Origin of the sequence: Mucilaginibacter antarcticus, assembly GCF_042686155.1 — a bacterium.
Classification (GTDB): Bacteria; Bacteroidota; Bacteroidia; order Sphingobacteriales; family Sphingobacteriaceae; genus Mucilaginibacter; species Mucilaginibacter antarcticus.
In genome coordinates, this window is sequence record NZ_JBHUON010000007.1 from 153,261 (window position 1) to 168,585 (window position 15,325).

The following is a 15,325-nucleotide window of genomic DNA, read 5'->3' on the forward strand; positions in this document are numbered from 1 at the left end:
ACAAAAGGGTGTGATTCTAGGATCATGCCCTTTTTGCGTATTAACCTTTAGGTAACTCTAAATAGAAGGTTGTTCCTTTGTTCTCCTCGCTATTAACCTTGATAATCCCCCCATGCCAGTCAACTATAGTTTTTACTATTGATAGCCCAATGCCAATGCTGGGCTCGCCATTAAGGCCTTTACGGCGGGCAGGAGTAAATTTTTCAAAAAGCTCAGTATGAAATTGCTCAGGGATGCCAACACCGGTGTCGCTAAAAATAAATTGAACGCTGTCCTCTTTTTCTTCTACCGTTAATGAAATGATATCGCCATCCCTGGTAAATTTAAGCGCGTTGCTTACCAGGTTGTTTATTATTTGCATAAATTTTGCTTCGTCAATATGCGCGTAGATAGTTTCGTCTGAACTGGAGTATAATATCGTCCGGTGAAGAGCGTCTTCAGACAGCCTGATCTCTTCTATATATTCTTTAAGTTTGGTGGCAATATCTATCCGTTTTTTTACTAACTCTACCGTAATGGTGTCCGTCTCTTCACGGCTGATCAAATCATTAACCAAATCTAAGGCCTGCTTCAGTATTTTCACTAAATTTTGAGACTGGCCTTTTACCTTTACATCATCCGTAGCAGTACTTAATGATTGAGCAACCATTTTACCGATAGACAAAGGGCCTCTCAGGTCATGCGACAACATTGTCAGTATAGCGTTCTTTTTATTTGCAAATTTTTCAATCACATACCGGTTGTTCACCTCGTCAGTTACATCAATAATATTTGCGATGATGGTTTTTGTATCAGCGGATTGCAGCACGAAAGGCGTAACCCTTAGCGTTCTATACAAGTCGTTTAGTAGTATCCTAAATTCCAAACTGCCATTAAACGAGTTATTTAATAGTGCGATAAATTGTTGCTCCAGGTATGGAATATCATCTTTATGAATAGCAGACAATATGCTATCAACTGTAGCATCTTGTTTAATTCCAAATAGTTTAATGTCACCAGCCAGGTAAGTAAACCTGTTAAGGGTTAAATCAAAAATAACGCTGGCATTGCCGGGTACGTTTAGGGTGTCAAAATTTTGTTGCTGGGTCATATTAACTCATTATGATTAGTATAACCCCAAAAAACGTTTTTAGATTTAAATTATTGATTATCTAAGATTTGTGGCGTGGTATCGGACATCTTTAAATCAAGTGTAGTAAATCCTCAAATCTTTTTAAACCAATGCCTTTATGAAGCATACAGCCAATTGTAGTGTAAATGTCTTCTGCTGTTTTACCCTGCTCACGCAAATACTTAACAGAGGTCGATCCTGCTGATTTTGACAACTTCCTTTCGCCGTCTGCCATAAGTAGTGGATGATGATAAAAGGTTTTGTTTTTAAAGGCACCCTCACCCAAAACATCGGCTAGATAGTGTTGAGCAACAGAAGATGCGTAAAGGTCTTCGCCACGCACAATCAGATCAACGCCGAAATGCAGATCATCAATAACCGATGCTAATTGGTAGGCCGGGTGATCATCCTTTTTCTTCACTACAAAATCCGTCATTGCATCGGGCATCCGGGTAGTTAGTACACCGTCGTTTAAGGTTCTCAGGCTGATTTGGCGGTCGTCTGTATATAATCGCCAGGCGGTGTCTGGGGTATCTAAGGGCAAGGACCGGTCGCGGCAGTTGCCGGGGTAAGTGCCAAAACCTTGTAGTTGCGATCGGCTGCATTGGCAAGCGAATACTCCGCGCCGATCTGCCAATTGTTGCAGCGCTTCTTGATACAGGTCCATCCGGTGCAATTGCGACCAGTTTTGTTTGTAATCACTAACATCGCGCGGCCCTTCATCCCATGGGATGCCTAAAAAGTTTAAAGTATCAAATATATCCTGCACATATTCGGCGGAGACACGGCCCTGGTCCAAGTCGTCTATTCGCAGCAAAATACTTGCCCCCGTTTTACGTGCCAGGGCTGCCGTCAATGCAAACGAAAAGGCATTGCCCAGGTGGAGGTATCCACTTGGGGTAGGGGCTATACGTGTTTTGACAAATTGCGCGGCTGTGTTTAGCATTAACCGCTAAGGTAATTCAAAATTGCCCTAAACAAAAAAAGCCCCTTTGCAGGGGCCTGATTTATTGTGATGGTTGTATTATTTAATACCGATGGCTTTGCTAACCTGTTCAAAATTATTGAGGTTAAGCCCAGGGTTATTAGCCATTAATGGTGTAAGTGAGGTGCCCGGAATAACAACTACCCTGAGATCTAAGCCGGTAGATGTGAAGTTTGCTTTAAGATCTATATAGCCAACGCCAAACGCTTGTAAAACCAAGGTGTTACCAGCTTCGCTATATGGTAAAGCGTTCCATGATACTGTAGTGCCGGTATTTCTGAAATATACTAACACCATGCCTTGATCTACCACGCTTTGGGTAATTGCCGGTATGGCAAAACGGCTATTGCCCACTAAAACCACACTGCGGTTAGTTAGATAATAGCTATTGATGCTAGCTGCTGCTCCTGCTGCACCTGTAGCGCCAGCCGCCCCGGCAGCGCCGTCTGCACCTGCAGCCCCTGTGGCACCAGTGGCGCCTGTAGCTCCGGTTGCACCCGCTGGCCCGGTTGCGCCTGCCGGCCCGGTTGCACCAGTTGCCCCTTGCGGGCCGCCCGGCCCTTGTGCGCCCGCCGCTCCGGTGGCACCTGTTGCGCCAATTGCTCCGTTTGCACCTGCGGCACCTGTCGGCCCGGGTGTGCTTGTGCTTTTACATGCGCTGATGCTTATAACCGCTGTTAATGCTATTAAGTTAAGTATATGTTTTATTTTCATAATACGCTATTTGTATATACAAGTATATAGGCTTGTACGCAGCAATAACTATTTAGGTTACGAATCTTGGCTTACAAGTAATTTATTTTCGTTGTGTACAATAAATTTAACAGAATAATCTTTACTATAAGTTAACATCTATTTATAACTTATTGATAAACAGCGGCAACAAAAAAATATTATTTTCGTTTAAATACTAAACACTTACCTTATGAACAATATGCGCAACTTGCACGATAAAGTGCATAATTGGATGAATGCGATAGGTTTTAGGCTGAACGCTTCGCAAAAAAACCGAAAAAGCAAGGTTACTACCAACCATTACTTTTTTGAAACTTTTAACTTCTTTGAAAAAAACACAGACGGTGACCTTAATAATTCAAAGTTTTTGTGTTTCGACATGTATGGCGAAAAAGTGAATGTTAGATCACTGCTGGATATACAGAACGCTTTTTTTGAGAACATCAGTCAGCTTAAATAGCACAGTTAGATACGGCGTTTAAGCGTTAGCATGACATTTAGGAATTCGTGGTCGCGAAAAATGCCCAACATAAATGACCGTCCATCAGCTGACTTGAAAAGATTATCAATTTGCTGCATTGATAGTGGCGATACCGGTTTGAAATTTATAGATACAATCTCATCATTGGGTTGTAATCCTGCTACATCAGCTGCTGATCCTTCTTCTACTTTGTGTATGATGATGTGCTTAAAATCGTCTTTCAGATTGGTGTAATAAACTAAGCCGCTCATATCGTGCTCATCCTTTTTATTGATACTTAACCCCGGTTTTAGGTACAGTACGCTATCCGGGTAACTAATAATGATATCAAATTTTTTAAGCATTGCAATTCCCAGGTTTCCGTCCCGTTTTGCACTTAAGGCCCGTAAGTTCTCATCAAAATCAGGAAATGACGTAATAACATCCTTCATTTTATATTTCCCTAAATCAAGCTGTTTTATGCGGCTTACGGTGCCATTCATAAACCCGGTGACAGTCATCCCTAAATTGGCCGTTATGGCATTTTTTTGAAGCACGGCTTTATTCTCAAGGTTTTCCATTGATAAAAAGTGCCCTGCGCCTAAATCAATAACCAACTTGCTCAATTTTTCGGTGCCATCAGCAAAAACAACTTTAGTATCCAGGTAAGGTTTTTGGCCGTCAATTTTAATAGGGAGTTTTACACCCCGTCTAAAAAAACGCATATCTTTTGGCTTGGCCACCTGCATAGTTGTATCAGAAAACTTGATTTTTACGGCAAGCTGGCAAAAAAACTCATACCCCAACAGGCCGTGAATAGGTTTGCCGGAGTAGCCTGATAGCCCCAGTGCATCGTCTTTTAAAATAGCCGCGCTTACATTATGGCTTTCCAATCCATCAACATCAACTTTAAGTGGTGCAGTTACAAACGCTTCTATAGGTTCGGTTTCGCCTAAACCAGCTATTTTAATGCTGCGGTTTTTGTTAACGATAAATGAGTCGAGTAATTTAGGATCCGTAATTAACATGAACCCGACGCCGGTATCTAAAATGAAATTAAACGGGCCTTTATTATTGATTTTTAGTTTAATAACTATCAAGTTTCGCACCAACTCGATGGCTACATCCTGGGTGTTACCGCTTTTTATGGTGAAGTATTGTGCTTGTGCCGGCGCGCAAAAGTTGCACATGCATGCCGTTAAAAGCAACGTATAAAAACGCCTTATGTGGATTATTCGCCGCAGCAACTTATTATAATTGGATAATAAAGTTAACAAATAATTACGCTATCTAGTAATTATTTGCCTGTGCGTTAGGCTGTTTACTTTTTCTTAGTATCCTCGGGCGTTTCAAGTTTACCCTTAATATCCGGATGTTGTGGTGGGAGGGTTGTCACTTCTCTTTCAACCTCGGTTTGCACCACCGCTACCGCGTAGTCTGCAGGTTGTATTTTGCAGCCCACAGCTTCCGCATAAACCTGGGTAAACTCGGCACCTATATACAAAATGGCCGCTGTATAGTATATCCACAGCAAAATTAAAATGATAGAGCCGGCTGCGCCATAGGCAGAGCTTTGGGCCTCGTACTGTAAATAAATGGCAATGCCGTATTGCCCCAGCATAAAGAGCATGGCCGTAAATATGGCGCCGGATCTGACGTCTTTCCAGCGTATTTTAACGTCGGGCAGTACTTTAAATATAATAGCAAAAAGGGTTGATATCACAATAAGGGTAATGCCCAGGTTAATGCCCTTTATAATTAAATTAGTTACGTATGGTAAAAAGTGAACCACTCTTTCGCTTAACGCATTCATTAAAAAATTAAGCACCAGCGAGACCAGTAATAAAAAACCCAGGCTCACAATTAAAGAAAATGATAAAAATCGGTTCTGAAGCATTTTAAGCCATCCTTTTTTTGGCTTAGCTTTTACCCGCCATATCATGTTTAACGAGTCTTGTATCTCTACAAAAATGCTACTGGCGCCTACCAGTAATGTAACAACGCCAATTACTACAGCTGTACCGGTTTTGCCGGAAAAGGCAAGGCTCTTTAGCATGTCTTGTATTTGTATTGCAGCGGTGGCCCCTACATATTGCGCTATTTGAGGGTAAAGCTTGTTAGCAGCGGCATCGTGCCCTAAAAATAGCCCTGCTAACGACATTACCAGGATTAAAAGCGGTGCAAGCGAAAAGACAGTGTAGTAGGCTAGCGATGCGCTTAGTTTAAGTCCGTTATCATCTATAAAACCGCTAAAGGTGGCTACTAAAACTTTCCAGAGTTTATTAAGGTAGGATTTCGTGAAAATTTTAATCATAAATGAGATATATTTGTATATACTGCCAAATAGCATACTATACAGCAATGAAAAAGATCAATTGTTTTAAAGGATTTTTTAAGGTAGTAATAACTTTACTATTACTGAGCAATTTTAATGCTTTTGCCCAAAAAACCAACATCTTTATAGTGCGTGTTGCAGAGAAAAGCCAAACAGTATTAGCTGCCAGCAACGTAAAGCCCGGCTTAACCAGCGAGGGGCACGACCGTGCAGAAGCGCTGGTGAAAATATTAAAGCGCGAAAAGATCCAAACCATTTACATACCGACTGGCAAACCTGCCGAGCAAACCGCAGCGCCATTAGCCGAGAAGGTTAAAGTTTTGCCAAGGGTGTATACTGCTGATAGTGTTAGCGCATTTATCAGTAAAATTACGCGCAACTTTCAGGGTAATAACGTGCTGATAGTTGCTGAACAAAAAGATCTTATACAGATGATAAGTGCTTTGGGTGTTAAAGCGCCATTTGATGGATTGGCTAACGATGATTACGACCTGTTGTTTTCTATAAGCATTAATGAGAACGACGCACGCGAGATATTTATAACCCACTACGGCAAAAAACATCATGAAAGCGAGATACCGCAAGAGTATAATATAGAAAAATACAACCCGTCGTTTATTCCGCCGGTAAGGAGTTTTTAACGACTGGAATACACAACGCCGTCACTGTTCTCAACAAATAAGCGGAGAATATCTGTAAACAGGTTAATAAAACTTAATGACTGATTCAATACTTATGCCCCAAAAAGGCTTGTTGGCGTGAAATACTGACATGAAGAAGTAAGATTAATGGATAAATAGGTGAAGCAATCAGAGATTGAATTGAAACTCGATTCCTTGAAAGCATTATTTGAAAGCGAAGTTGAACTATGGAATGAATATGAAGCAATGAATTCGACTTTGTTTTTAAATGAAAAAATTATGAATTTTTTTTGCTGATAGTTTACATCTCGTCAATCAAGATGATATACTAGAAAAATATCAATTAGAAGATATCCAAAAATTTATGAATTGCTTATAAAGTATTATCCAGATAATATTCAATATCATGAAGACTTAATTGCGTTTGTTTACAACATAAATGATGATGAACAGAACCTTGCAATTAATTAATATTGCACTCGAAAGGATGGATAAAAAAAGAAAGTATTTATTCAAAATCAAAAGAGAAATTCTTCAAAGTAAGAAATGACCTCTTTTTTGCCGGCTCGAGAAGTTTTTTGTCAAATGTTTTGACTTAAACTAATATGTTAATGAAGCAAGAAGTTTAACTCTACTATGATACCTTGTGTTTAACCCCTAACGATTTGACACAATCAACAAGTCCAGGTCCTTACTCGGTAAAGAGAAACGTTCGGCCAGGTGCTTATTGGTAAGGTGTCCTTGGTAAATATATACCGCTTCGCGGATGCCGGCCTTTTGCCAAATCAGATTTTTTATCCCACCCTGTTCGCCAATGTCTAGTAAGATAGGCGCGAAGATATTTGTCAGCGCATACGTAGCGGTACGCGCTACACGCGATGCAATGTTAGGCACACAGTAGTGAATTACATCATACTTGCGAAACACCGGATGGGTGTGGTTGGTAATTTCCGAGGTTTCAAAGCATCCTCCCTGGTCAATGCTCACATCAATAATAACCGAATTAGGTTTCATTTTACTTACAGTAGTCTCGCTCACTATGCAGGGGCTGCGGCCATCCTCGGCCCGCATGGCGCCAATGGCAACGTCGCAGGTGGTAATGGCTTTTTCTAAAACAATTGGCTGTACCACTGATGTAAACACCCGCGCGCCTATGTTATTTTGCAGGCGGCGCAGTTTGTAAATAGAGGGATCAAAGACCTTAACTTCAGCGCCTAGTGATATCGCGGTACGTGCGGCATACTCGCCCACCGTACCTGCGCCAAGTATAACAATCTCTGTTGGTGGTACACCGGTTATTCCACCCAGCATCAATCCCTTACCATCAAAAATATTGCTCAGATATTCGGCCGCTATCAGTATAGAGGTTGCGCCAACAATCTCGCTCATGGCGCGTACAACGCTTAACGAGTTGCCCTCGTCTCGCAGGTGCTCAAAACATAAAGCTGTAATCTGCTTTTTTAGCATGGCGTGCAGGCAATCTGGTTTAAGGGTTGATACCTGCAGCGCAGATATCAGTATCTGGCCGGGTTTCATCATGGCTATCTCCTCTAAAGTAGGGGGGGCTATCTTGATGATGATATCAGCTTCGTAAACTTTTTTGGTGTCAAAAACGATTTGGGCGCCTTGTTCTGAATAGTCTTTATCTAAAAACTTAGCGGCTTTGCCGGCATTGCTTTCCAGCATTACTTCGTGACCGTTGTTAACAAGTAAGGCAACGGATAATGGGGTTAACGGGATCCGGTTTTCCTGAAAGGATATTTCTTTGGGGATACCTATATAAAGTTTATTCTTCTTATTCTTAACCTCAAGCGCCGACTCCTGGGGCTGCATCATTGCCTGCTTGGCAACATCAGAAAATCCACTGTATTTCCCTGAACTCATAATCTGTTTTAATGTGGATGAAGATAACAAAAACCTTAAACCTTATCAATAGCAATTTCGCGGCTTCCATCTGTCAAAACCTTAATGGCTACGCTGATGTAGTGCAGCGGTAACATATCCGGTATTTGTTCGGGCCATTCAATAAAGCAGTAATTGCCCGAGTAAAAATATTCTTCAGCACCCATGTCCAAAGCCTCTGTTTGTGTTTTAAGGCGGTAAAAATCAAAGTGATAAATTTTTTGGTTTGGCGCGCTGTACTCATTAATAATAGCAAATGTCGGGCTGGTAACACCACCCGTAACGCCTAAAGCCTCGCACACCGATTTGATAAATGTAGTTTTACCAGCACCCATATCGCCGGTAAATAGAAAAACTTTTTCGGTACCGGCAAAGCTAATGAGTTGCGCTGCTGCTGCGGGAAGGTCTGAAAGGGTTGGGGCGGTAAGTGTCATATAAATTTGTCATTGCGAGCATGCGAGTTCCACGCAACGCTCGTAATGACAAAAGTATAAAAAACTTATTTAGGCCCGTAAGTAACTATCGGTATAATCACTTCTTCTAACGATATGCCGCCGTGCTGGAAGGTTTCGTTATAAAAATTAACAAAGTGATTGTAGTTGTTAGGGTAAACAAAGTAAGTATCCTCTTTGGCAAACACAAAGCTTGAGCTAAGGTGCAGCTTAGGCAGCATCGCATCATGCGGGTTGCGTATGTGGAATACATCCTTGGCGTTAAAGTTAAGGTTGCGACCCTGTTTGTAACGCAAATTGGTATTGGTATTACGGTCGCCGATGATTTTGCTTGGTCTACGTACCCTGATAGTGCCATGATCGGTTGTGATAACCACACGCACCTGTTTCTGGGCTAAAAACTTCAACAAGTCAAATAACGGAGAGTGCTCAAACCATGATAGCGTTAAAGACCGGTAAGCCGCGTCGTCACTTGCCAGCTCGCGAATCATCTGCATGTCTGTACGGGCATGCGACAGCATATCCACAAAATTGTAAACTACCACGTTCAGGTCGTTCTTCATCAGGTTGTTTACAGAGTCGTTTAGCGCGCGGCCCTCGTCAATGTTCAAAATCTTATGGTACGAGTGCTTGCATTCTCTACGGTACACACGGCTTATCTGGTCGGTAATAAAATCAGACTCAAACAGGTTTTTACCGCCTTCGTCCTCGTCATTCTGCCATTTATCCGGGAAACGTTTCTCCATTTCCAAAGGCATCAGGCCCGAAAAGATGGCGTTACGTGCATATTGCGTTGCTGTAGGTAAAATACTGTAATAGGTATCTTCCTCCTCCAGTTTAAAGTATTGCGATATGATAGGGTTGATGATCTTAAACTGATCATACCTTAAATTGTCAATCAATATAAAAAATACCGGCGCTTTACCATCAAGTATCGGGAACACCTTCTTTTTAAACAACTGCGGCGAACTGGTTGGAGCCGTGTCGGGGTTCTTAATCCAATCAAGGTAATTACGTTCAACAAACTTGCAAAACTGGGTGTTGGCCTCTGCTTTTTGCATGGTCAATATCTCGTGCATGCCGGCATCTTCCAGTTGGCCAAGCTCAAGCTCCCAGTAAATTAGTTTTTTGTAAACGTCAACCCACTCCTGGTGGCTCAGGTTGTCGTTAAGCGTAATACCCAGCGTCCTGAAATCCTGCTGATAGGCCATGGTGGTTTTTTCGGTCACCAGGCGTTTGTTTTCAGTCAGTTTTTTTATGGTAAGCAGTATTTGCTTAGGGTTAACCGGTTTTATCAGGTAGTCGCCAATTTTTGAGCCAATGGCATCTTCCATCAGGTATTCTTCCTCATTTTTGGTAATCATCACTATCGGCACATCGTTGTTGATGTTTTTTATCTGTGCCAGTGTTTCAATACCGGTAAGGCCCGGCATATTTTCATCCAAAAAAACCAGGTCAAAATATCCATTTTTAAACGCCTCGACAGCGTCGTTACCGTTGGTTACGGTGGTTAATTTATAGCCCTTTTCGGTCAGGAAAAGTACGTGTGGTTTTAACAGGTCAATCTCGTCGTCAGCCCAAAGTATGGTGGTCTCCTGCATAATAGTATCTTTATAGTAATCTGTAAATAAAAGCTGATTGTCGAACTAAGCGGTTAAAGCATAATTAAGCCAAACATAGGCATATAACCCTAAACAGTTTGTTTTGTTACACATGATGACGCGGTATTAACAAAATTTAACAAATAGAAAGTGCAATGTTTATCTTAATTTAACACTTTTGCATTGCATAAAATACACCTTGAATAAAAAGAAAATTATAAATGATCCGGTTTACGGATTCATCAGTATACCAACCGAGTTGGTGTTCGATCTGATTGAGCATCCTTACTTTCAGCGCTTGCGCTATATTAAGCAACTAGGCATGACCCACCTGGTGTATCCCGGCGCGTTGCATACCCGGTTTCATCATGCGCTGGGTGCCATGCACCTGATGAAGATGACCATTGAAACCCTGCGCAGCAAAGGCCACGAAATTACCCAGGCCGAAGAAGAAGCCGTTACCATAGCCATATTATTGCATGATATTGGTCATGGTCCGTTCTCGCACGCGTTAGAGAACACCATTGTTAAAGGCATCTCGCACGAGGATATTTCTATCCTGCTGATGGATAGGTTAAACCATCAATTTGACGGCAAACTAACAACCGCTATCAGCATATTTAAAGGCACGTACCGTAAGCGCTTTCTGCACGAGCTGGTATCAAGCCAGCTGGATATGGACAGGTTAGACTATTTGAACCGCGACAGCTTTTTTACCGGGGTATCAGAAGGGGTGATCAGCTCTGAGCGGATCATCAAAATGCTGAATGTGCAAGACGATCATATTGTTATTGAAGAAAAAGGTATTTACTCGGTAGAGAAATTTATTATAGCCCGCCGCCTGATGTACTGGCAGGTTTACCTGCATAAAACGGTGTTGGCAGCCGAGCTTTTGCTGGTGAAGATATTAGAACGCAGCCGCGAACTGGTGTTAAGCGGCAAAACGCTGTTTGCAACCCCGGCCCTTTGCCATTTTTTAGAGCGAACCCTAACCCGCGATGAATTTGAAAAAGAAGGCCATGTAGAGGTGTTTACCCGATTGGACGATACGGATATCCTGTCGGCTATAAAGGTTTGGGCCAATAACGATGATTTTGTACTTGCAAAACTGTGTAGCGATTTTGTGCACCGTAAGTTGTTTCATGTTGATATCAGCAATAAACAACCTAACAAGCCATTGGTGGCCGATCTGCGTAATAAAGCCATGGTAAAGTATGGTATCAGCGACGACGAGGTAAAGTATTTTGTTTTCACAGGATCGATAACCAACAACGCCTACCGCGTGGGCGAGGGCAACATTGGTTTGCTGATGAAAGACGGCACCGTAAAAGACATAGCCATAGCCAGCGATTATGCTAACCTTGAGGCCCTTGCCAAAACGGTAGAAAAGTATACATTGGTTTATAGTAAAGATCTTGTTTAGTGAGTGGTTAGTAGTGAGTAGTGAGTGGTTAGTAGTGAGTGGTTAGTAGTGAGTAGTGAATGGTTAGTAGTAAGTAGTGAATGGTTAAGGTAAATATGGCTGTAAATAGTGATTTTGTTATATCTCTACCACGATTTTCGCAATCAACCATTCACCATTCACTTAATAAATAAATAATTAACTTTGCGCCCATGCAATTTACCGCACAGCAAATAGCTTCATTACTAAACGGAACTGTCGAAGGTGACCCTTCGGTAGCGGTTAGTGCGCTGGCTAAAATTGAAGAAGCCGGCAGCGGCGCTCTTTCTTTTTTGGCTAATCCTAAGTATGAACAATATTTATACACTACCGATGCCTCTATTGTTATCATAAATAACAGTCTTACGCTAACGCAGCCCGTTACGGCCACGCTGATAAGGGTAGAAGATGCTTACAGTGCTTTTTCAATTTTATTAGATGCTTACAGCACGTTAAAGCTAAATAAAAGCGGTGTAGAGCAACCCAGCTTTATACACCCAACGGCCACTATTGGCCAGGATGTTTACATAGGTGCGTTTGCCTATATCGGTCCGGATGTTAAAGTGGGCGACAATAGCAAAATTTATCCCGGTACTTATGTTGGTGATAATGTTACTGTAGGTAACAACGTTACGCTTTTTGCCGGCGTAAAAGTTTATTTTGATTGTGTTTTGGGCGATAATGTAATTATTCATTCGGGTGCCATTATTGGCAGCGATGGATTTGGCTTTGCGCCAACCGGCGACGGAACCTTTAAAAAGATAGCCCAGATAGGTAATGTGGTATTAGAGGATGATGTTGAGGTAGGATCGAATACTACTATTGACAGGGCGACGATGGGATCGACCATTATACGTAAAGGCGTAAAGCTGGACAACCTGGTACAAATAGCCCATAATGTCGAGATAGGGAATAACACGGTAATAGCCGCTCAAACCGGGATATCCGGCTCAACAAAAATTGGCGAGCAGGTAATATTGGGTGGCCAGGTTGGTGTAGTAGGCCATATCAGTGTAGCCAAAGGCACACAAGTACAGGCGCAATCGGGTATTAGCCGTACCATTACCGACGAAAACAAAAAATGGGCGGGCAGCCCCGCGTTTGCATACAGCAGTAATATGCGGTCGCAAGTGGTGGTACAGCGCCTGCCTGAGCTTGAAAAACGGATCCAGGAATTAGAAAAAATAATAGCAGAACTGAGGAAAGTTAATTAGTCATTTGTTATAGGCCATTAGTCATTGAGTTTAATCATCGGCTAACCAAACCAATGACTAATGATCAATGACGAATGACCAAATAAGGATGAATATTAAACAAAGAACTATCAAGGCGCCCGTATCTATTTCGGGATCGGGTTTACATACCGGCGAGAAGGTTACCCTAACCTTTAACCCCGCACCAGAAAACCACGGCTATAAGTTTAGAAGGATAGATGTTGAAGGCATGCCCATTATTGATGCCGATTGCGATAACGTAACCGATACATCACGCGGTACCACATTATCTCAAAATGGCGCCAGCGTAAGTACCATTGAACACGTACTTGCCGCCCTGGTTGGCCTTGAAGTTGATAACGTGCTGATAGACATGGACGGCCCCGAAACGCCTATTATGGATGGCAGTTCTATCCAGTTTGTTGATGCCATACGCAGCGCCGGTTTTTTAGAGCAGGAAGCTGACAGAGAATATTACCACATACCGTATAATATCCATTACTCTGAACCCGACCGTAAGGTAGAGATGGTGGCTATGCCTTTAGATGACGATTATCGTTTTACCTGTATGGTTGATTATAACAGCCAGGTATTAGGTAGCCAGCACGCCAGCATATCATCAATAACAGAGTTTGTTGACGACATTGCATCTTGCCGCACTTTCTGCTTTTTGCATGAGCTGGAGATGTTATTAAAGCACGACCTGATAAAAGGCGGCGACTTAAATAACGCGATAGTAGTAGTAGATAAAGAGGTTGACCAGGAAGAGCTTGATCATTTAGCCAAACTGTTTAACCGTAAAGACATCAGCGTAGCCCCACAGGGTATCCTGAATAATATTGAATTGCGCCACCAAAACGAGCCTGCAAGACACAAATTATTGGACATGATTGGCGACTTGGCGCTGGTTGGCGTACCATTGCGCGGGCACATTATGGCTGCAAGGCCGGGCCACGCGGCTAACGTAGCCTTTGCCAAAAAGATAAAAATGCTCATTAAAAAGGAGCGTAGCCGCAAGCATTTTAAAATTTACGATCCAGGCATGAAGCCGGTATATGATACCGTGCAGATAATGGAGATATTGCCGCACCGCTACCCCATGTTAATGATAGACAAGATCCTTGAGTTAACAAAAAGCCACGTAGTGGGCCTTAAAAATGTAACCATGAACGAAGGTTTGTTTATGGGCCATTTCCCCGGCGCACCCTTATTTCCGGGCGTATTGCAAATTGAGGCTATGGCCCAAACCGGTGGCATACTGGTGCTGAATACCGTGCCCGATCCGCAGAATTATATTACCTTGTTCCTTAAAATAGAAAATGCCCGCTTCAAAGACAAAGTTGTTCCGGGCGATACGATCATTTTCCATTGTAATTTAATAGCGCCAATTCGCCGTGGCATTGCCCAAATGAAAGGTGTGGGTATGGTTGGCGAGCGTGTGGTTGTTGAGGCCGAGCTAATGGCACAAATAGTAAAAAAAACAAAAACTGACGAAGCATGATCCAACCTTTAGCATATATACATCCTCAAGCTAAAATAGCCGACAACGTAGTAATTGAACCCTTTGTAACTATACATAAGGATGTTGAAATTGGCGAGGGTACCTGGATAGGCTCAAACTCGGTTATTATGGATGGCGCGCGTATTGGCAAAAACTGCCGTATTTTCCCCGGCGCGGTGGTATCTGCACCGCCACAGGATTTAAAATACAAAGGCGAGCCAAGCACGGTAACCATTGGCGATAACACCGTTATCCGCGAATGCGTAACACTTAACCGCGGTACAGCTTTAGATAAAAATACCACCACTATAGGCAGTAATTGCTTGCTGATGGCTTACGTACACGTAGCGCACGATTGTATGATTGGCGATAATGTGATTATTGCCAACTCGGTACAGTTAGCAGGCCACATTAATGTGTACGATTATGCCTTTATAGGCGGCGGTTCACTGGTACACCAGTTTGTCGAAATTGGCGCGCATAGCATGATATCGGGCGGGTCATTGGTGCGAAAAGACGTGCCGCCATTTACCAAAGCGGGCCGCGAGCCGGTATCATACATCGGTATCAATTCGGTGGGTATTCGTCGCCGCGGTTTTAGCAGCGAAAAGATCAATGAAATACAAGAGATTTACCGTGTTATCTTCTTGAAAAAATACAATATCACCAAGGCTTTAGACATTATCGAAGCCGAATTTAACCCAACTGTTGAGCGCGACGAGATTATCAATTTTGTACAAAACTCGCAACGCGGTATCATGAAGGGGTTTGGTATATAGTTGGCTGGTCAGTTGTCGTAGGTGAGAGTGAAAACGATATAGACTGCCAGCATGTAAAGTATGCGGCTGGTGCCATGTGTTTTAAACTGAGTTGACGCTTTTTTCACTACGTCATTGCGAGGAACGAAGCAATCTCTACATAAGCTTATCAATGCGCACAATTTGGTG

Annotated in this window: 14 protein-coding genes; 6 read left to right on the plus strand and 8 right to left on the minus strand. The window is 42.5% G+C overall.

The annotated features are described in order from the left end of the window. Positions 1 to 40 precede the first annotated feature (40 nt). The 3 genes from ACFSYC_RS08230 to ACFSYC_RS08240 all read right to left on the minus strand — a co-directional run bounded on the left by ACFSYC_RS08230 (position 41) and on the right by ACFSYC_RS08240 (position 2,810). Entirely contained in the window at positions 41 to 1,090 is a 1,050-nt protein-coding gene (locus ACFSYC_RS08230) for a PAS domain-containing sensor histidine kinase (protein WP_377125568.1), read from the minus strand. Between the two features lie 91 nt (positions 1,091 to 1,181). Continuing rightward, positions 1,182 to 2,057, minus strand: a complete 876-nt coding sequence (locus ACFSYC_RS08235) for a glutamate--tRNA ligase family protein (RefSeq protein WP_377125571.1) — start codon at positions 2,055 to 2,057, stop codon at positions 1,182 to 1,184. Between the two features lie 78 nt (positions 2,058 to 2,135). Continuing rightward, a complete protein-coding gene (locus tag ACFSYC_RS08240; protein WP_377125573.1) occupies positions 2,136 to 2,810 on the minus strand; it encodes a hypothetical protein in 675 nt (224 codons plus the stop codon). A gap of 211 nt (positions 2,811 to 3,021) precedes the next feature. Here ACFSYC_RS08240 and ACFSYC_RS08245 point away from each other — a divergent pair, with 211 nt between their 5' ends. Beyond that, positions 3,022 to 3,291 (plus strand): hypothetical protein, encoded by a 270-nt coding sequence (locus ACFSYC_RS08245; RefSeq protein WP_377125576.1) that lies wholly within the window; start codon positions 3,022 to 3,024, stop codon positions 3,289 to 3,291. A gap of 5 nt (positions 3,292 to 3,296) precedes the next feature. Here the strand turns inward: ACFSYC_RS08245 and ACFSYC_RS08250 are convergent, their stop codons facing one another. Together ACFSYC_RS08250 and ACFSYC_RS08255 are read right to left on the minus strand one after the other, a co-directional pair. Then, entirely contained in the window at positions 3,297 to 4,481 is a 1,185-nt protein-coding gene (locus ACFSYC_RS08250) for an aspartyl protease family protein (protein WP_377125578.1), read from the minus strand. Positions 4,482 to 4,612: 131 nt separating this feature from the next. Continuing rightward, positions 4,613 to 5,605, minus strand: coding sequence for a YihY/virulence factor BrkB family protein (locus ACFSYC_RS08255; protein WP_377125581.1), 993 nt, complete (start codon positions 5,603 to 5,605; stop codon positions 4,613 to 4,615). A 47-nt stretch (positions 5,606 to 5,652) separates the two neighbouring features. Here ACFSYC_RS08255 and ACFSYC_RS08260 point away from each other — a divergent pair, with 47 nt between their 5' ends. Next, complete coding sequence (locus ACFSYC_RS08260; RefSeq protein ID WP_377125584.1) at positions 5,653 to 6,267, plus strand: hypothetical protein; 615 nt, start codon at positions 5,653 to 5,655, stop codon at positions 6,265 to 6,267. Positions 6,268 to 6,924: 657 nt separating this feature from the next. Here ACFSYC_RS08260 and ACFSYC_RS08265 read toward each other — a convergent pair. The 3 genes from ACFSYC_RS08265 to porX form a co-directional block, all read right to left on the minus strand. Beyond that, positions 6,925 to 8,151 (minus strand): alanine dehydrogenase, encoded by a 1,227-nt coding sequence (locus ACFSYC_RS08265; protein WP_377125587.1) that lies wholly within the window; start codon positions 8,149 to 8,151, stop codon positions 6,925 to 6,927. A 35-nt stretch (positions 8,152 to 8,186) separates the two neighbouring features. Then, positions 8,187 to 8,603: a tRNA (adenosine(37)-N6)-threonylcarbamoyltransferase complex ATPase subunit type 1 TsaE gene (gene tsaE / locus ACFSYC_RS08270; RefSeq protein WP_377125590.1), complete on the minus strand. Its 417-nt coding sequence runs from the start codon at positions 8,601 to 8,603 to the stop codon at positions 8,187 to 8,189. Between the two features lie 65 nt (positions 8,604 to 8,668). Continuing rightward, positions 8,669 to 10,222, minus strand: coding sequence for a T9SS response regulator signal transducer PorX (gene porX, locus ACFSYC_RS08275; RefSeq protein ID WP_377125593.1), 1,554 nt, complete (start codon positions 10,220 to 10,222; stop codon positions 8,669 to 8,671). Between the two features lie 199 nt (positions 10,223 to 10,421). Between porX and ACFSYC_RS08280 the strand changes: the two genes are divergently transcribed. The 4 genes from ACFSYC_RS08280 (at position 10,422) to lpxA (ending at position 15,157) form a co-directional block, all read left to right on the plus strand. Continuing rightward, positions 10,422 to 11,645, plus strand: a complete 1,224-nt coding sequence (locus ACFSYC_RS08280) for an HD domain-containing protein (RefSeq protein WP_377125596.1) — start codon at positions 10,422 to 10,424, stop codon at positions 11,643 to 11,645. Positions 11,646 to 11,836: 191 nt separating this feature from the next. After that, entirely contained in the window at positions 11,837 to 12,877 is a 1,041-nt protein-coding gene (gene lpxD / locus ACFSYC_RS08285) for a UDP-3-O-(3-hydroxymyristoyl)glucosamine N-acyltransferase (protein ID WP_377125599.1), read from the plus strand. Positions 12,878 to 12,965: 88 nt separating this feature from the next. After that, positions 12,966 to 14,378 carry a bifunctional UDP-3-O-[3-hydroxymyristoyl] N-acetylglucosamine deacetylase/3-hydroxyacyl-ACP dehydratase gene (locus ACFSYC_RS08290; RefSeq protein WP_377125602.1) on the plus strand — a complete coding sequence of 471 codons (1,413 nt, stop codon included), beginning with the start codon at positions 12,966 to 12,968 and terminating at the stop codon, positions 14,376 to 14,378. Next, positions 14,375 to 15,157 (plus strand): acyl-ACP--UDP-N-acetylglucosamine O-acyltransferase, encoded by a 783-nt coding sequence (gene lpxA / locus ACFSYC_RS08295; protein ID WP_377125605.1) that lies wholly within the window; start codon positions 14,375 to 14,377, stop codon positions 15,155 to 15,157. The genes ACFSYC_RS08290 and lpxA overlap by 4 nt, the downstream gene beginning before the upstream one ends. Positions 15,158 to 15,325: the final 168 nt, after the last annotated feature.